Origin of the sequence: Paenibacillus sp. FSL R7-0273, from assembly GCF_000758625.1 — a bacterium.
GTDB lineage: Bacteria > Bacillota > Bacilli > Paenibacillales > Paenibacillaceae > Paenibacillus_AQ.
Window position 1 is genome coordinate 2,031,690 of sequence record NZ_CP009283.1, and the last position, 18,157, is coordinate 2,049,846.

12 protein-coding genes are annotated in these 18,157 nt (G+C 54.2%); 6 read left to right on the forward strand and 6 right to left on the reverse strand.

The window, feature by feature from the left end:
• Positions 1-76: 76 nt before the first annotated feature.
• From R70723_RS08680 to R70723_RS08690, 3 genes are read right to left on the reverse strand one after another with little or no spacing between them, the layout of a single operon-like run.
• Positions 77-1,249 carry a glycoside hydrolase family 130 protein gene (locus R70723_RS08680; protein ID WP_039871400.1) on the reverse strand — a complete coding sequence of 391 codons (1,173 nt, stop codon included), beginning with the start codon at positions 1,247-1,249 and terminating at the stop codon, positions 77-79.
• A complete protein-coding gene (locus R70723_RS08685; RefSeq protein ID WP_039871401.1) occupies positions 1,249-2,463 on the reverse strand; it encodes an AGE family epimerase/isomerase in 1,215 nt (404 codons plus the stop codon). Before R70723_RS08685 ends, R70723_RS08680 begins: the two co-directional genes overlap by 1 nt.
• Before the next feature lie 10 nt (positions 2,464-2,473).
• Complete coding sequence (locus R70723_RS08690) at positions 2,474-3,430, reverse strand: glycoside hydrolase family 113 (RefSeq protein WP_039871402.1); 957 nt, start codon at positions 3,428-3,430, stop codon at positions 2,474-2,476.
• Positions 3,431-3,732: 302 nt separating this feature from the next.
• Here R70723_RS08690 and R70723_RS08695 point away from each other — a divergent pair, with 302 nt between their 5' ends.
• Complete coding sequence (locus R70723_RS08695; RefSeq protein WP_144027068.1) at positions 3,733-5,802, forward strand: methyl-accepting chemotaxis protein; 2,070 nt, start codon at positions 3,733-3,735, stop codon at positions 5,800-5,802.
• Between the two features lie 157 nt (positions 5,803-5,959).
• The gene (locus tag R70723_RS08700) at positions 5,960-7,747 is read left to right on the forward strand and encodes a peptidoglycan D,D-transpeptidase FtsI family protein (protein ID WP_039871404.1); all 1,788 of its coding nucleotides are present in this window, start codon (positions 5,960-5,962) and stop codon (positions 7,745-7,747) included.
• Here the strand turns inward: R70723_RS08700 and R70723_RS08705 are convergent.
• Complete coding sequence (locus R70723_RS08705; RefSeq protein WP_039871405.1) at positions 7,705-8,904, reverse strand: AI-2E family transporter; 1,200 nt, start codon at positions 8,902-8,904, stop codon at positions 7,705-7,707. The genes R70723_RS08700 and R70723_RS08705 overlap by 43 nt on opposite strands.
• 261 nt (positions 8,905-9,165) lie before the next feature.
• On the opposite strand from R70723_RS08705, the gene R70723_RS08710 reads away from it, so the two are divergent.
• The gene (locus tag R70723_RS08710) at positions 9,166-10,545 is read left to right on the forward strand and encodes a polysaccharide deacetylase family protein (RefSeq protein WP_039871406.1); all 1,380 of its coding nucleotides are present in this window, start codon (positions 9,166-9,168) and stop codon (positions 10,543-10,545) included.
• Positions 10,546-10,976: 431 nt separating this feature from the next.
• Here the strand turns inward: R70723_RS08710 and ilvD are convergent, their stop codons facing one another.
• Complete coding sequence (gene ilvD / locus R70723_RS08715) at positions 10,977-12,662, reverse strand: dihydroxy-acid dehydratase (RefSeq protein WP_039871407.1); 1,686 nt, start codon at positions 12,660-12,662, stop codon at positions 10,977-10,979.
• Between the two features lie 615 nt (positions 12,663-13,277).
• On the opposite strand from ilvD, the gene R70723_RS08720 reads away from it, so the two are divergent.
• Together R70723_RS08720 and R70723_RS08725 are read left to right on the forward strand one after the other, a co-directional pair.
• Positions 13,278-15,062: a glycoside hydrolase family 2 protein gene (locus R70723_RS08720; protein WP_039871409.1), complete on the forward strand. Its 1,785-nt coding sequence runs from the start codon at positions 13,278-13,280 to the stop codon at positions 15,060-15,062.
• A gap of 74 nt (positions 15,063-15,136) precedes the next feature.
• Complete coding sequence (locus tag R70723_RS08725) at positions 15,137-16,072, forward strand: ArsR/SmtB family transcription factor (protein WP_039871410.1); 936 nt, start codon at positions 15,137-15,139, stop codon at positions 16,070-16,072.
• 87 nt (positions 16,073-16,159) lie between these two features.
• Here R70723_RS08725 and R70723_RS08730 read toward each other — a convergent pair whose 3' ends face one another.
• Positions 16,160-17,200: an acyltransferase family protein gene (locus R70723_RS08730; protein ID WP_039871411.1), complete on the reverse strand. Its 1,041-nt coding sequence runs from the start codon at positions 17,198-17,200 to the stop codon at positions 16,160-16,162.
• Positions 17,201-17,415: 215 nt separating this feature from the next.
• On the opposite strand from R70723_RS08730, the gene R70723_RS08735 reads away from it, so the two are divergent.
• Entirely contained in the window at positions 17,416-18,156 is a 741-nt protein-coding gene (locus tag R70723_RS08735) for an alpha/beta hydrolase (RefSeq protein ID WP_039871413.1), read from the forward strand.
• Position 18,157: the final 1 nt, after the last annotated feature.

Genomic DNA, 18,157 nt, shown 5'->3' on the forward strand with positions numbered 1-18,157 from the left:
CTCACACAAAAGGCGGATGCCTGCAGAAGCAATACGTTCTGCAGGCACCCGCCTTCTTAAATCTAGAGCTGATAAGTTACAGCTGCAAATTACGGTCAATCAAAGCTATGCGCTGCTGAACGCAGGCATAGGAGCGCAGCGGATCTTCCGGTGTGTTCAGCACATAGTCAAGCATCTGGTCGACTGTAGTGGTTGCTACATGCACACGGGTGTCGGAGGAGGCATAGTAGATGTAGATTTCCCCGTTATCACGGGCAATTACACCATTGCAGAACACTACGTTAGACACATCGCCGACGCGCTCTTCGCCTTCGGGTGCAATAAAGTGACCTCCTGGAGCATGGGTGACCTTGTTCGGCTCATTCAGGTCGGACAGGAAGACATAAAGCACATAGCGCAGGCCGGCAGCGGTATTGCGTACACCGTGGGCAATATGAAGCCAGCCGCGCGGGGTTTTGATTGGAGCCGGGCCCTGGCCGTTCTTCACTTCCTTGACCGTATGATAATAGCGCTGGTCAATAATCGTCTCGCGCCCGATTACCGCGTTCTCGATGGATTCAGACAGGCCCCAGCCGATGCCGCCGCCGGAGCCGGCGTCGATGAAGCCGTCCTGCGGACGGGTGTAGAAGGCATACATGCCGTCTACGAATTCGGGATGCAGCACGACGTTACGCTGCTGGGCCGAACCGGTTTTGAGATCAGCCAGGCGCTCCCAGCTCTTCAGGTCCCGGGTGCGGGCGATGCCGCACTGTGCCACGGCACTGGACAGGTCGCCGTGCGGGGCAGCCGGGTCCTTGCGCTCGGTGCAGAACAGGCCGTAGATCCAGCCATCTTCATGCTTCGTAAGCCGCATGTCATAGACATTGACGTCCGGCTCTTCTGTCTCAGGCAGCACAACCGGATGATCCCAGAAGCGGAAGCCGTCCACACCGCTGTCACTTTCGGCGACAGCAAAAAACGATTTGCGGTCATTGCCTTCAACCCGGGCAATAATGTAGAACCTGCCGTCCAGCTCGATGGCTCCGGGATTGAACACGCCGTTAACACCGATGCGCTCGGCAAAATAAGGATTAGTCTCAGGGTTGAAATCATAACGCCAGATCAGCGGAGCATGCTCTGCGGTCAGCAGCGGGTAACGATAGCGGTCATAAATCCCGTTGCCGAAAGGTAGCTTCTCATTCGTACGAGCAAGCAGTTCCTCATAACGCTGTGTCAGCTGTGCTTTGCGTTCTTCGAATAAGGCTGTCATTAATGAGTCTCCTTTACAGCAGCCTGCAGCCGTCCGATCATCTCAAAGCAGGCTCTGCCGTTATGATATGGGCATTTCCAGGCGCTGACCTTGGGTGCATGGACGAGCGGCTGCAGATGCTCGTCTACCGCCCAGTACCATTCACCAAGCTCATGGTCAACCATGTAACGGTCGATGAACGTCCATACGGCTGCAGAGGCATCCAGGAAACGGGTGTCCTGTGTCAGCTGATAAGCATTATAGAAGCCTACCATTGCTTCCGCCTGCGGCCACCAGTCCTTCTCTTCGTTCAGCAGGCCGTTCGTGTCAGCCTCGTTCCAGATGCCGCCGTCCTTGTCGATGCCTTCGGCCAGCACGGCTTCAGCCATAGTAACAGCAACCTTGCGCACACGCTCCAGCAGTTCCTCATCCCCAAGTACCTCTGCCGCTTCCACCAGCAGCCAGCTGCCTTCAATATCGTGGCCGTAGGAGGTGATATCTGATTTTACATTCCACTCTTCATCAAGGAATAAGTGGAAATGCTGATCCTGATCATCGATAATATGGACAAGCATCGTATCAATCAGCTCGGCCAGCTTGACCCGCAGCTCCTCGGACTTCCATACCCGGTAGAGACCGGTGTAGCCTTCAAGCACATGCAGATGGGTATTCATCGATTTTTTCTCATTCATATCCTTGTCGCTGAGCGACAGCTCATCCGTAACCTCCCACTCGCGGGACAGGGCTTCGATATATCCTTTATAAACAGAATCATAGCTGTACTTCTCTAAAGCACGGAATACCTCAATCGCTAGATCCAGCGCTTCCGCGTTGCCGGTGGCATGATGGAATTCGGCCAGGGCATAGATGGCAAAAGCCTGTCCATATACCTGCTTCTTGAGCTGGGAAGGGGACCCTGACGCATCGACCATCCAGTACAATCCGCCGTACTCCTTATCCAAAAAGTGCTCAAGCAGGTAACTGTAGGCCCGTTCAGCCATACCCAGGTATTCGGCCGAGCCATAGGTCCGGTAAGCTGTCGCAAAGGTCCAGAGAATCCGCGCATTAAGCACCAGGCTTTTCTCGGCTCCGGGAATAACCTTCATCTGATTATCAATCTCGCCAACGAACCCGCCGTGCTCCTCATCCAGCGTGTGCTTTGTCCAGAAGCTGAGGATATTGCTCTGCAGTTCATTTTCCAGTGCGCCAAGCCATGTTTCAGTTGTTATTGTCATGATGTAACGTTCACTCCTTACTATTTATTTTGGATGTAAAATATTCCTTGATAACCGGTGCAGCCGCCTTGCCGTACATACAGTAATCATCATTGGCTGACGCTTCCTCCAGCGGGTAAAGCTCAGCCGGCCAGTCCCAGAGCATAAAGCCCTGCACCCAGCTGCGGCGCCCGCTTGCGCCGAACATCGCCCGGTAGAACCGGAGCTGCTCCTCCTGATCCGGTGCGCCCGGCAGTGACCAGTCGTTGGGAATCGCTGCGCTTCCGCTGCGGCTCGGGCAGCCGGCTTCCATAAAGAAGAAAGGCTTGCCGTTCGCTTGCACCACCGCTTCAATTCTGTCCAGCTGCTCTTCCCAGTCTGTTTCAGGATAATAACCGCTGGAGGAGATTACATCGAGCGCATCCCACCAGGTCACATTGTCTTCCTGGTACTTATCGCAATTGTAGGTCAGTACACCAGTGTAGACCTTGCGGACTTCAGCGATCAGCGTACGCCATTCTGCTTCACGCCGGTCCGTCTGTACCATTTCACAGCCGATGCAGAACATCTCACAGCCGGTCTCCTCGGCAATCGCGGCATAGTGCAGAATAAAGGCGGTATAAGAACGGAACCAGTCAGACCATTTGGGCTCACAAGGAACATCCTTGTCAAAAAAATTGATATGTGCCCGCCATGTACCGTCAGCGCAGTTCACAATCGGTTTCAGACAGACCCTTAAGCCCAGTGACTTGGCCTTGCGGATTGCCCACAGCACTTCATCATCTGTAACCGTCGGCGGCTCCTGGTAAGGAATGGCTGTAGACTGGGCAGTAGCCTGAAAAGCGCTGAAGGCAATTGCCGTCCAATTGGCTCCCGTAACCGATTTCATAAGTTCCATTGAGGTCCCGGCGGCCTCAGTTGCCCACGTTCCGCGTTTGCCCATGAAGCCCCAGGTAACGCCTCCGATGTATTCATTTAGCCGTGACATTTTGCAACACCCGCTTTGCTAATTTTATAATCAGGCAATGATAACTTTATTTATTTTGTTATTAAATGTTAGTGTAAATATAATAACAAAATGATGATTTGATAATATAATTTAGTTATAACCCTTTTCGTAGGCGATTTCAAGAGGGGAAAAGGATGAAGTAGGGTGGAGATTCCAATCTTTTAAGGGAAACTTCGGCACTAATCGCCTGATAGAACAAAATCACAGCAACTGTAAGCTTAATCGTTTATGATTAAATGCGGTTATGTGCAAAAAGATCATGAAATTTGGCGGTGATTATTGTGGGCAATTCAAGAGCAGGCAGCAAAGGCTTATCCCGGCTGCTTCCATCCAGATCATTAGGGACGAGGTTATTCCTGGTGTTTTTTATCACTACCATGGGAATCGTTCTGTCACTCGGCTACACCTCGTATTCTGTAGCCAAACATACGATTGAAACGAACGCTCTGGCAGCCAACGAACAGACCGTACAGCAGACAGCAGAGAAGCTGGATGTTATTCTGCTGCGTTTCGAGGACCGGCTGGGCGAGCTATTTTACAACAAGACGATAGTGCAGGCCGCTCAGTCCGCAGCGGTGTCTGCTTCAAGCGGCAGTGATACCGGCAGGGCAGCGGCTGCACGGATTCAGGCTGAGCTGGATGAATGGCTGACTGCTGCCGGTAATATGCAGGCTGTGTACCTTGTCCCGCTGGATGAGCGCCTTCCGGTTGTGGCTTCAGGGACGGCGGACAGCGCTTTTATTGAAGGAATACGGGGCAATGACTGGTTCAGCCAGCTGCGCGGGCAGCCTCAGAGCCTATGGATTACCCAGGCTGTAAAAGAGGGGGAGAATACAGGGGTTTTCCATTTTGCCAAGTCGGTTGGCGGTAACGCCGGGGGCACAGGCTATATAGCTATCTGTGATATCCAGACCGCTGAAATCGAGAGCCAGCTGAGCAAGGTCAGCCTGGGCATGGATTCCTATATCCAGCTGCTGACAAGCAAGGACGAGCTGATTGCTACCTCACAGCAGCAGGAGACGGATTCCTATCTTCGCCTGGGCGGAACGCTCTTTAACGGCTTGAGCCAGGCTTCAGGCTCACTGCCGACCAAGGATGAACAGGGCAAATCGATTCTGGCCGTGTACGGCACTCTGGCAAGCTCGGGCTGGAGGGTGCTCGGTGTAGTGCCTTCCGAGAATCTGATTAAGGATGCGGGCCGTATCCTGAATACTACATACATAGCTGTAGCGGCCGCTGCTGTTATCGCGGTTCTGATCGGCTTCTGGATGGTCCGGATGGTTTCGGGTCCGCTGAACCGGCTGAAAATGCTGATGTTTCACGGGGCTGAGGGTGATCTCCGGGTACGGACCAAGGTAACGTCACAGGATGAGATCGGCCAGCTCTCCGGTTCCTTCAACATGATGATGGAGCGGATTAACGAGCTTGTAATCCACACAAATGAGACCGCCCGGGAAGTGCTTGAAACAGCAGATGCGCTGGGGAGTGCCTCACGCAAGACGGCAATGGCAGCGAGGGATATTGCTTCGGCAACCGAGGAGATTGCCGGGGGTGCCGGAAGCCTGGCGCTGGAGGCGGACCGGGGCAATGAAATGACGGAGAGAATCTCAGGACAGACCTCCCAAGTTATAGGGGCTGCCCGGGAAATGAGCAGCACGGCGCATAGTGTCGGGCAATCCAGCCAGGAGGGAGTGGCGAAGCTGCAGGAGCTGCTGGTCAGAACCGGCAGCACGGGCACTATGACCGGTACTCTCGTGCAGAAGGTAAACGAGCTGCAGGAGACGGCATCTTCAGTCATTAAGGTGCTGGATGTGATGCAGAACATTACACAGCAGACCAACATCCTGTCGCTGAATGCTACAATCGAGGCAGCCCGGGCAGGTGAGGCGGGCAGCGGCTTCATGGTGGTGGCTGATGAGATCCGCCAGCTTGCCGACCAGTCCAAGCGCTCGATTGCCGTGGTCGCGGAAACTACCGATACGATCATTAAAGATATAAATGAGACTGTGAGCACCTTGTCTCAAGTGGCTCCGCTTTTCACGGAGCAGATGGCGGCGGTCCGGGATACAAGTGAAATTTTCGTATCTGTACAGGAGCGGATGAACCAGTTCATAACGAGACTGGATTCCGTCTCGGAATCCATTGCCGGGCTAAGCCAGTCCCAAAGAGGATTATCCGAGACGATCGGGAACGTCAGTTCATTTGCTGAGGAATCCTCAGCAGCTTCCGAGGAGGTTGCTTCACTGAGCGGTGAGCAGCAGAATGTGAGTGATTATCTGGTTGAGCTGTCCGGCAGGCTGGAGCGTGCTTCGCTAAGGCTTAAGGAACGGTTGTCCAGGTTCAGTGTATGATTTACTTCAGCCGTGCTGTCCTTTGGGACAGTACGGTTTTTTTAATATGCTGCTTACACGCTTCTGTAGAATTTATGGTATAAATCGGCAAGTTGGGCATAATAGGAGCCAGAAGGCCTGACCGTTCAATGTACAGGTATCAGCAGGAGGAGTACTATTGCATAGGCATTTGAATAAACGTATCGTCTGGAGCCTGCTAATACTGTCGGCTCTTATTGGAGTTCTGATATTTAGGCTGGCCTGGGTGCAGGTTGTCCTGAAGAACCGGAACGTGCCGGGCGCTTCATATACAATGGCACAAATGGCCGAAATTCAAAGCGAGAGGGAGACAGTGCTCGACAGCGGGAGGGGGCGGCTCTATGACCGTGACGGCAAGCCGCTTGCCGGCGAGACGGTATGGACGGCGGCTTTTTTTCCGCAGGAGGAGAAGGCAGGAACTGCAGATGAACCGAAGCTGGAGCAGCTTGCAACTGTGCTTGGCGTGACGTATGGAGAGCTGGACAGCCGGATCCGCGGCCTGAAGGAGCCGCTGCTCTGGCCGGCGGCAGACGGCCGGGACCCGCTGGCACTGACCCCGGACCAGGCGGAGCGGGTGGAGAAGCTTGAGATTAGCGGCGTGCGTGCGCTGCCGTATGTCCGCAGGTATGACGAAGCGGCAACGGGACGTCAGTGGCTGGGCTACTTGTCGGAGCTGTCACCGGCAGCCGCCAGACAGTCCCCTACCGGACTGCGGGTCCCGCTGTCCGGAACGGACGGGCTTGAGAAGACGCTGGAGCCGCTGCTGCAGGGCGTTGGGCATACTGAGGTGTATGCCCAGGTCGATGCGCGCGGCAACCGGCTCCCTGGCAGCCGGCTGAAAGTCAGAGCACCGGGGAATCCGTATTATCCGCTCTCTGTTTATACTACGATTGACAAAGAGCTGCAGGAAGCGATAGAAAAGCTTGCTGTGAAGGCCGGGGTGAAGGAAGGTGCCGTGGTTGTTCTCGATTCCAGATCAGGTGACATTGAGGCGATGGTGTCACTGCCTTTATATGATCCTAACCATATTTCGCCCGAAGGGGGCGAGTGGAATAACCGGGCGCTGCAGGCCGCGGTTCCAGGCTCTGTATTTAAAATTGTAACGGCCGCCGCAGCGCTGGAGGCCGGCCTGACCTCGCCGGAGGAACGCTTCTTCTGCTCCGGCGAATTCGGCAGGTATCACCTGTCCTGCCCTCACGGCAAAAAACACGGCTCCCTCACGCTGGCGCAAGGGTTCGCCGTGTCCTGCAATACCGTATTCGCTTCGCTGGCCGAGCGGCTCAGCGGCGCTCAGCTCCAGGCCGCAGCGCTTGCGCTCGGCCTGGGCAGAGACATCGGCTGGCAGGCCGCGGACACGCTCGGCCAGCCGGTGCTCCGGCCGCTGGCTGGCGAGCAGCCGGGCCGGATCTTCAGCACCCTGGTACCGGACGACGCCGGGGCCAGGGTGCAGACCGCCATTGGCCAGCGGGATGTAACCATGACGCCGCTGCAGGCGGCGAATCTGGTAGTGACGCTGCTGCATGGCGGGGAAGTGCGGGCGCCGCGCATTCTGCAGCGCGTCGCCTTCCGGAACGGGCAGACGCTGCAGGAGCTGCCCGCCCATCTGGCGCCGGCTGCTGCAGGCGCCGTCTCCCGTGAGACCTCGCAGGCGCTGCTGTCATGGATGCGGCTGGTCGTAACCGAGGGAACCGGAAAGCGGCTGCGCAGCACGCAGTGGCCGGTTGCCGGCAAATCCGGAACAGCCCAGACGCTGGTGAAGGGGATGCCCCGCAACAACCAGTGGTTTATCGGCTACGGGCCGGCTGACCATCCACGGTATGCCGTGTCCGTAGCCGTGGAGAATGTGGCTCCGGACAGTGAGCATGCCGCTACCCGGCTGTTTGGTCAGATTTTTGACTTGCTGTCGGCCTCATCCGAAGGGACCTGAGGCTCTTCAGCAGGCTCGCCGGACACGGTGCCGCCGGCAGTTGACGGTCCAGAAGCTGCGAACGGTGATACAATGAACTCCTCCTGCGGGAGGTAGATCCAGCGCTGCAGATAGCCCTGCTGGATCAGCTCCTTAATAAGAATGAGCAGAATCGGCGACAGGATCAGTCCGGCGACACCGAAGGCTGACATCGAGAAGATGACGAATGAGAGCATCAGGAAAGCGGAGGATACTCCGATTGAGTTACCTGTGATTTTGGGCTCGAGCAGCTGCCGTACAATCAGCACCACAGCGAGCAGGACGATCAGGCCGATGGCCAGGGAAGTATTGCCGATGATGAACAGGTAAATGATCCATGGGATCAGAATAGTCGATACGCCAAGCAGCGGCAGCACATCAAAGACGGCACAGACCAGCGCCAGTGTCAATACATTGCCGGTACCAAGAATAAGCAGGCCGGCCAGGACGATAACAAAGGTGATGCTGATCAGGATCAGCTGTGCCTTGAGGTAAGAGCCGATAGCCTTGAACACGTTCCCCTGTACAAAAGCGTAAGCCGTCTTGAACGTCTTTGGCATTTTATCATGGGCAATTTTGCGCCAGTCCTTGATCTCCATGCTGAGGAAGAAGGCGAGAATAATTGCAATTCCGAAATTTCCCATAAAGGAAGAGAAGGAGCCAAGCGCTCCGATCATATATTTAAAGAAAACAACCAGCCAGCCCGACAGGACGTTGGTGGCATCGGTAAAATAGCCGTTGATTTTGTCGGTCAGATCGGCCGGCAGCGCATCAATCTGCAGCTGGAGATATGTAGTGGCTTCCGTAAAATGCTGCTGGACAATCGCCGTATATTTCGGCAGGCTTTCCTGGAACTGCAGCGCTTGAGTAGCGATCAGCAGACCGGCGCCAAACAGAATGCCGAGCAGAATGACCAGGAACAGAATGACAGAGATGGCTGAGGCGAAGGGCTTGCCCAGGCCTTTGCGGTTGAGGAAGCGGGCCAGCGGCTCAATCAGCAGGAACACAAAAAAAGACAGGAATACAGGTGCGGCGAGCTGGTACAGCTTGCTGAACGCGAGCATAACAAGATACACCGTCAGCACGACCAGTCCGATGTCAAAGAACGTTCGCCAATATTTTTTGTACAGCGGCAGCATAGATTAACACGACTCCTTTTTCATAAGACCGTTTTAGCTGAATTTACGTTGCTCCGGAAAAATGGTTTCTTTTTAGAGTAAATGACAAATTTAACATGCATTCATTGTACACGATTTTAATAAAAATGCGTCTTTTTCTTTAGCACCTGTGTTAAAATAGGGGGTAACGTTCTTTTTGCGGATTTTTCCGACAACTGTCACCCTACTTGGCCGTACCCGTAAAACGAGCCAAAGTCAACTCTGGAAAAGCGGGGAATATACATGCAGACTTTGCTGCTCTGGTTATTTTACATTTCTACCTTCTATGCTTTCATTCCCGGAATGATCAGCAGAATTTTCGGCTACCGCGTCTTCCGCAAGGGAATCGGGCGCAGTGAATTTGCCCTTACCTTTGATGACGGGCCGGACCCGCACTATACACCGCTGCTGCTGGATCTTCTAAAGCGGTATGATGCCAAGGCGACCTTCTTTGTCGTAGGCTCACACGCCGAGCAGAATCCGGAGATTATAAAGCGTATCCATGATGAGGGTCATCTCATCGGAATTCATAATTATGTGCACAAAACCAACTGGCTGATGCGGCCTGCAACCGTAAAGCAGCAGATTAAGCGTACAGATGACATTATTTACAGTATTACCGGTGTGCGCAGCACGTATTACCGTCCGCCGTGGGGGATTGTTAACCTGTTCGACTTCTCCAAGCGCCGTCAGGTGCAGATTGTTCTGTGGTCAGCGATGTTTGGGGACTGGAAGGAAAAGCTGGGTGCGGAGCGCCTGACCGGCAAGCTGCTTAACAAGCTGGGCCCCGGTGAGGTAATGCTTCTGCATGACTGCGGTACGACACTGGGCGCTGATCCCAAAGCACCGGAGCATATGCTGACCGCCCTGGAGCGCATGCTGCAGGAGGCGGACCGCCGCGGGCTGCGGAGCATCCGGATTGACGAGATGATCAGGCAGGTACAGACCTCCCCGATCTCGCGGCTCTCCTTCGGCAAACGCCTGGTCGTCGGCTTATGGCTGATCTGGGAGCAGTGCTTCCAGTTCCTGTTCCGGATTAAGACGATTGCCCCGGCTGACCCCTTTCTGCATTACCGGCTGCGCAAGTATCAGGGCGAGCCTGTGCTGATGGATAACGGTGAACGCCTGGCCAAAGGCGACCCGATTATTGAGCTGCATATTGACAACAGGCAGCTGTTCGAGCTCGGCGTGCATTCCCGGTCCTCTGCACAGCTGGCCATCCGGATGATCCGGCGTATGGAAAAGGATCTGCCGGTGCTGGCGGAACGGATTGCCGCAGACATGGATCTGGCCGAAGCCAAGGCGCTGTACGGGGTAAGCATGCTTAACCGCGGACCCGAGAAATTCGGCTTCATGGTGCTTGATCTTCCGGACGGCTGGTTTGCCCGTTCGACCAAATTTTATCTGAGCATCCTGCTCAGTGTCATTCATCCGGCAGGCGGGGCACGGCTCAAGGAGCGCAGTGAGGTGCTGGTGCCGAAGATGATGCTCATGCCGGTCTCGGAGCTGCTTGACAAGATGAACCAGCAGCGGCCGCAGAAGCAGGTTAAGACGCGTGAGCGGGCAAGGGAAGAGGAGCTGGCCCTGGAAGCTGAGCTTCCGGGCGCGACGGCTGTCCATTAACATAATTAGCTGACTGAATCGTTAATTTGACTAGGCAATTATTATTGTTATAACTTGAGCAGGACAGGATAGGACAGGGGCTTTTGAGCTCCTGTCTTTTTTGTTATCTGATATACAGCCTGCTGGCCATCCTCTTATTTTTCGTCTAATACTGAATTTAGTTTAGCGGATTATCCGCCGGCTGAATAGCTTAGCTGCAATTTATGCGGCCGGATAGTTGCATAGAATACAGCTATATTTGCAATCCCGGGTAAAACAGGCCTTTTAATTGTACAAAATGCAGTTATTCGTCTGGCAGAGGCTATACCTGTAAACGCCGGCATTAGTCTTTCACTTCATCCAAAAGAGCCCCGGACGCGTATACAGCAAAGGTCCGCACATAAAAAAAGTCCCGGACGCATTAAACGTCCGGGACCTGCACACAACGATTATTAAATCTTCAGCACGCCGCCTTTGCTGGCGTTGGTAACGAGTGCGGAATAACGGGCCAGATAGCCTTTTTTGACCTTAGGCTCAAAGCCCTTCCAGCCTGTGCGGCGGGTAGCCAGTGTTTCTTCATCAACCAGCAGCTCGATCTTGCGGTTGATCAGATCCAGCTCGATGATGTCTCCGTCTTCAACGAACGCGATCGGTCCGCCTTCAGCAGCTTCCGGCGAGATATGGCCGATGCTGATTCCGCGGGATGCGCCGGAGAAGCGTCCGTCAGTGATCAGACCGACTTTGGCGCCAAGGCCCATACCGACGATCTGGGAGGTAGGGGCAAGCATTTCCGGCATGCCCGGTCCGCCCTTCGGACCTTCGTAACGGATAACTACGACATGGCCTTCCTTAACCTTGCCGTTAGCGATGCCTTCCAGCGCAGTTTCCTGCGAGTCGAAGCAGATCGCAGGTCCTTTGTGGTAGCCGCCGACGGAAGCATCAACCGCACCGACCTTGATGATCGAGCCTTCTGGAGCGAGGTTGCCGTACAGTACAGCGAGGCCGCCCACTTCGGAGTACGGGTTGTCCAGCTTATGAATGACGCTGGTATCCAGGATTTCGTGGCCGCGGACATTCTCGGCAATGGTTTTGCCGGTGACGGTCATGCAGTCGCCGAAGATGGCGCCCGGCTTCTTAAGCAGCTCGTTCAGCACGGCGCTTACGCCGCCTGCCCGGTCAACGTCCTCGATGAAGATGTCGGAGGCTGGTGCCAGCTTGGCCAGATAAGGTACGCGGTTCGCCACTTCGTTGATGCGTTCCAGCGGATAATCGATTTCAGCCTCCTGGGCCAAAGCCAATGTGTGAAGCACTGTATTCGTAGAGCCGCCCATTGCCATATCCAGTGCGAAGGCGTTATCCAGTGACTCCTTGGTTACGATATCACGCGGCTTCAGGTCCAGCTTGATCAGCTCCATCAGCTGGGTTGCTGATTTGCGGACAAAATCTCTGCGCTCTTCAGCCACTGCCAGGATTGTTCCGTTACCCGGAAGGGCAAGTCCCATGGCTTCAGCCAGACAGTTCATGGAGTTCGCTGTGAACATACCTGAGCAGGAGCCGCAGGTAGGACAGCCGAATTGTTCAAGCTCCAGCAGCTCAGCATCGTTGATTTTGCCGACCTGATGCGCGCCTACGCCTTCGAATACGGAAGTAAGGGAGAGCTTGTTGCCTTTGCTGTCAACGCCGGCCTTCATGGGTCCGCCGCTGACAAAGATTGTCGGGATGTTGACGCGCAGGGCGCCCATCATCATGCCCGGGGTGATTTTATCACAGTTGGGAATGCAGACCATGCCGTCGAACCAGTGCGCGGAAACAACGGTTTCCAGTGCATCTGCGATGATCTCGCGGCTTGGCAGTGAATAGCGCATGCCGATATGGCCCATGGCAATCCCGTCATCTACGCCGATTGTATTGAATTCAAAAGGAACGCCGCCGGCTTCGCGGATCGCTTCCTTGACGATTTTGCCGAACTCCTGAAGATGTACATGTCCAGGTACGATGTCGATGTAAGAGTTACAGACCGCAATGAACGGTTTGCCGAAATCCTCTTCCTTTACGCCTGCGGCACGCAGGAGACTGCGGTGCGGTGCACGGTCGAAGCCTTTTTTAATCATGTCTGAACGCATTTTCTTGGCTGCCATAATAACATTCCCTCCCGAAATTTGTTGAACGGATATAGTGTCGCATTAACGCATTGCAATCCCGAAAGATGCGTATCTGCGGATTATAGAAAGAACGGGGTCCAGCTTCATTCAGAAGGAGGGCGGAGCCGTTTCTATAAAAAACAATGCCGTATTTAACAAGGTCTGACAAGCCTCCCGAAGCAGGCAGCCAGCAATTGTTATTAGTGAGTCTATCATAAAAGGCCTGTTTTTTCTACCGGACAATGTGAAGTTTGTCGGCTTATGGGGATCAGGCTGCGGACCTGATGCGGCGTAAGCGGTTATCTTGCGTCCCTCCGGTGATTCCCGCGGGTAACCAGCCTGCTTTTGAATGATGGGAGTAAAATAATGGGTGCTTCGTATTGTTACAATAAACATGTAATAAATAATACATTGCGGACACGGTTGAGCATCAGATCTGAGGCGTAGTCATAGTGCCCAAAAGATAAATTGTAAGCGTTGACACCAAGAAAGGCCGGCATTATAATCTGAATTGTTTTAACGGATATTATTCTTAGTCTGTATTGTAATTAATTATTTATTCTAATTAATCTGTAATAATTAAATGAAATGACAGGAGTGAAGCTCATTTTGATGAATGAAGCAGGCCATACCCCAGTCCCCCGTCCGGAGTACCCGAGACCCCAGTTTGTGCGCAAGGCTTGGCAGAGCCTTAACGGGGAGTGGGATTTCAGCTTTGATGATGAGCGCACCGGTGAAGCAGAGCGCTGGTTTACGGGGGAGACGGGAGCATTTTCTGACCGGACCATACAGGTGCCGTTTGCTTTTCAGAGCAGGCTTAGCGGAATCGCTGACCCTTCTTTTCATGATGTAGTATGGTACCGGAGAACGTTTGAGCTTCCCGCAGACTGGAACGGCAAGAGAATTGTATTGCACTTCGGGGCGGTAGATTATCTGGCAAAGGTCTGGATTAACGGACAGCTTGCCGCCGTGCATGAAGGTGGACATACCCCTTTTCAGGCAGAGATTACGGCATCCCTGGTTCATGGTAGTAATACGGTGGTCGTGAGGGCGGAGGATTTCAGCCGCGATGTTACTCTTCCCCGGGGCAAGCAGTATTGGCTGGAGAAGTCTGCTTCTATATTTTATACCCGGACCACCGGAATTTGGCAGAGTGTGTGGCTGGAGCCGCTGTCGGACGTTTATTTGGCCAAAACGCTGATTACCCCGGATATTGACCGCAATGAGGTCGGGATACAGACTTTTCTGAATGGCTATGAACACACGCCGGGTCAGTTGAAGCTCCGCGTCAGAATCAGCTTTGATAAGGAAGGGATTGCCGAAGATGAGTATGCGGTTGGCGGTGCGGAGCAGCAGCGGACGATCGGCCTTGGCGATTTCACCGATCACGGGCTTGGCCGGCTATGGAGCCCGGAGCACCCGAATCTGTATGATGTACAGTTTCAGCTTGTCTGCGGGGAGACGGTGATTGATGAAGCCGCTGCTTATTTTGGAATGCGCAAAATATCAGTGGAAAACGGGAAGCTCTGCCTGAACAACCGCCCGTATTATCAGCGTCTCGTGCTGGATCAGGGTTATTTTCCAGACGGAATCCTGACAGCACCCTCGGATGGTGATTTGAGGCGTGATGCCGAGCTGGCCAAGGAGATGGGCTTCAACGGTGTCCGCAAGCACCAGAAGACAGAGGATCCGCGCTTCCTCTACTGGTGCGACAAGCTCGGCCTGCTGGTATGGAGTGAGGCGGCTAATGCGTATGAATTCTCAGAGCGTTATATCCGCCGCTTTACACGGGAGTGGCTGGAGATTATGGAGCGTGATTACAATCATCCCTGCATAGTAGCCTGGGTTCCGATTAATGAGAGCTGGGGGATTCCCAATGTTCAGATTGATGTACGCCAGCAGCAGCATGGACTCGCCATGTATCATTTAACGAAATCCCTCGATGGGACGAGACCTGTGGTTTATAATGACGGCTGGGAGCATATGACAACAGACCTGGTTACCATTCATGATTATGAGAGCCGCCGGGAGGTGCTGGAGCAGAGATATGCCTCGGCTGAATCGGCCGTTAACGCCATGCCTGCGAACCGCAGGATTTTTGTAGGAGGGGCTTCGTACCAGGGGCAGCCGCTGCTTGTTTCGGAGTTTGGAGGCATTGCCTTCAAAAAAAGCGAGTGGGAGGGCTGGGGCTACTCCGGAGCGGAGAGCGGCGAGGACTTTGTGAGCCGGCTGAGAGCGGTGGTCGGACCCATGTTCACATCACCGGTGATTCAGGGCTACTGCTACACCCAGCTGACCGATGTCGAGCAGGAGATTAACGGGCTGCTGACTTATGACAGAAAGCCTAAGGTGCCGCTGACGGTGATCCGCTCAATAATGATGAATGAGCCGGTATAGCCGGGCTCCTAATCCACCGGATGCCGGGTTGCGGCGCGGATTTAAAGCTATTTTGTATGAAGGAGGATACGCCAGTGCAGGAGCTTAGCATTGAAGACCCGGACCGGCTGATCGCGGTGGCCCATGCCCTGTCCACGCGGCCGAGAGTCGATATTCTGCGGCTATTGAATGCGGGGAGTCTTAATATTATTGAAATTGCCGGCAGACTGGAGCTTCCGGTATCAACGGTCGCCAGCAATGTAAAAGTGCTGGAGGCCGCCGGACTGATCCGGACTGCCTCAGCTCCCGCTTCCCGCGGCTCGATGAAGGTGTGCACCAGCACCTCCGGCAATATTCTGATTAGCCTTGGCGGGCCAAAGGCCGGTTCCGGCGGTCAGACCTGTGTCTATGAGGTAGACATGCCGGTCGGCCATTACAGTGACTGTGAGACAGCGCCTACCTGCGGTATGGCCAGCGCCGAGGGGCTGATTATCAGGGAGGATGAACCGGCGGGCTTCTATCATCCCAAACGCATCAGTGCCCAGATAATCTGGCTGAGCCGGGGGTATGTGGAGTATCTGCTGCCGGTAGACCTTCCTGCGGGAGCAGAGCTTGAAGCGCTTGAGCTGTCCATGGAGCTGTGTTCTGAAGCGCCGAATTATGACCAGAGCTGGACGTCGGATATTTCTGTAAGGGTGAACGGTGTGGAGATCGGCATGTGGAGCTGTCCCGGTGATTTCGGTGACCGGCGCGGCAGACTGAATCCGCAGTGGTGGCCTGACGGCTCGACACAATACGGAATGCTGACAGTCTGGCGTGTGGAGCCTGGAATGACGACCCTTAATCAGCAAAAGATATCCGATATCAGCCTCAGCATGCTGCAGGTCAAGGAAAGTCCCAAGGTACGGCTGCGGATCGGTGTCAATCCGGAGGCGGTTAATCAGGGAGGGCTGAATCTGTTCGGCCGTGAGTTCGGTGATTATGCGCAGAATATTATAATGAAGATAAGCTATACCCTGCCGGCAGAATGACGCGCATAAACGCCCGGCTCCTGATAAGCGGATAACCGCTCATGGAGCCGGGCGTTTGTAGTTGCAGGGGATATGCCGCCCGTGAACTTAGGGTGTTCGCCGGAGTGCGGCGCGCTGCAGGGTAATCATCCAGTCCACCGGCGGTTCAACCAGCGGGTGAAGCCAGCGTTTTACGCCCGGTAGGGCCAGCAATATAGTGCAGAGCACGGCTGCTAGCACGAGCAGGGCAGCTCCCGCAGCATTGCCGATATAGCTGTAGATTCCCGAGACTGCGGCCAGCCGGACCACGAAGCCGTGGAGCAGGAACACATACAGCGTGCGGCGGCCCCAGTCGGTCATCCGGCTGACACCATAAGGCACGAGTCCGAGAAAAGCGAGCGAAGCGGCAATCTGGACTGCGTACAGCGCAAGCCGGTATACGCCTGCATACCATGCAGCTGCGCCCAGCTGCATGTAAGTCATATTGCCGTACAGCCAGCCGAGGTGAAGCTCGGGAATCGCCAGGGCCAGAACGGCCAGGAACAGCAGGGAGGCTGCAGCAGCGGCGGCTTTAATATATTTGCGGTACAGCCTGGTAAAGGCTTCAAAAGAGAAATGATAGCCGATTACGAAGTAAGGCAGATAAACAAAGGTACGGCTGATGCTGAACCAGACCCCGTCAACCTGCAGGTAGCCTACAGCCACACCGGCTGTTACAGCGAAGGCGATCTGTGCGGGTGCAGACCACTTACCCATTCCCAGCATCAGAAGACGCCAGCAGGCATGGCTCGCCAGAAACCACAGGAGCAGATAAGGTGCGAATACGGAATGATGAATGCCGTCTACATGGAAAAGGGAAGCATCAAGTGCAGAATACAGGGACTGAAAGATCAGATATTGCATGCCGATCTGAAGGAGTACCTTGCGCCCTGCGCCGCCGGTAAGGCTTTTCTTCGCGAAATACCCTGTTACCAGCACGAACAGCGGCATATGGAAGCTGAAAATCCACATATAAAGCCCGTGCACGCCGCCCATCCGGCTGATCAGAGGCTCGATCGCATTGCCGGCAAATACAGTGACGATAAGCATGAAGCGCAGGTTGAGAAAAAAGGTCTCTCCGCGCGTCTCCAGCAAGTTCTCCCTTGCCATTGCCTAACCCCCAAAGTTGTACTGTTTAAATTACGTTCTGCATGCATAAGTTTTTAATTTAATTTTAAAATACATGTTTTTAAGCAGGTTTATTGTGAATTCAATCACAATAGAAAGCGCTATCAGCGGGTTTATTTGTGGCGATATGTTGAAGGTTGTTTGATTTCTGTGATTCCTCTATAATTTTTGTATGCAGTACTCGGGAGTGAACCTAATTGAAGAAAACGATAAACCGGCGCAGAATCCTCTTATCGCTTGCCGTGTTCCTGATTATTGCCGGTCTGCTGCTGTGGAGATATTTGACACCGTATGCGCCGGCCCACAATGCTGAAACGGCACTGCTCTCAGCCGGAGGAGTCACTGTGGAGCAGACTGACGGCTGGATTTCCTTTGAGCCTTCAGTCATAAGCGGCACAGCCGTTATTTTTTATCCCGGCGCGCTTGTAGCGGCGGAGGCATATGCGCCTCTGGCCAAAAGAATGGCCACTGCAGGACATCCGTTCTACATAGCCAAAATGCCGTTTAATCTGGCAGTTATCAAAGGAAATGCGGCGGCAGATATTATCAGTGCACACCCTGACTGGTCCTTTGTACTTGGAGGCCACTCGCTCGGCGGAGTTATGGCGTCACGTTATGCGGCAGAGCATGAGGATCAGCTGGAGGGTGTCTTTTTTCTTGCCTCCTATCCTGATGAAAAGGGCAATTTAAAGAACACGACGCTGTCTGTTTTATCCGTACTCGGCACAGCCGATACAGTAGTTAACAGGGACAGCTATAATGAAGGCCGCAGCTATCTGCCTGGTAATACCGTCTATTTCTCCATCGACGGCGGCAACCACGCCCAGTTTGGCAGCTACGGCCCGCAGAAGGGTGACGGCGAACCGGCGATAACCGAAGAGAAGCAGCAGACCCAGACTGCGAAAGCCATGCTGGATTGGCTTGGCAACCTGCGATAGA

What these genes read in the sequence shown, in the direction of transcription:
- R70723_RS08690 (WP_039871402.1), bottom strand. Translation starts at nt 3,430, where the DNA reads ATGTCACGGCTAAATGAATACATCGGAGGCGTTACCTGGGGCTTCATG.
- ilvD (WP_039871407.1), bottom strand. Translation starts at nt 12,662, where the DNA reads ATGGCAGCCAAGAAAATGCGTTCAGACATGATTAAAAAAGGCTTCGAC.
- R70723_RS08705 (WP_039871405.1), bottom strand. Translation starts at nt 8,904, where the DNA reads ATGCTGCCGCTGTACAAAAAATATTGGCGAACGTTCTTTGACATCGGA.
- R70723_RS08730 (WP_039871411.1), bottom strand. Translation starts at nt 17,200, where the DNA reads ATGGCAAGGGAGAACTTGCTGGAGACGCGCGGAGAGACCTTTTTTCTC.
- R70723_RS08720 (WP_039871409.1), top strand. Translation starts at nt 13,278, where the DNA reads ATGAATGAAGCAGGCCATACCCCAGTCCCCCGTCCGGAGTACCCGAGA.
- R70723_RS08685 (WP_039871401.1), bottom strand. Translation starts at nt 2,463, where the DNA reads ATGACAATAACAACTGAAACATGGCTTGGCGCACTGGAAAATGAACTG.
- R70723_RS08680 (WP_039871400.1), bottom strand. Translation starts at nt 1,249, where the DNA reads ATGACAGCCTTATTCGAAGAACGCAAAGCACAGCTGACACAGCGTTAT.
- R70723_RS08710 (WP_039871406.1), top strand. Translation starts at nt 9,166, where the DNA reads ATGCAGACTTTGCTGCTCTGGTTATTTTACATTTCTACCTTCTATGCT.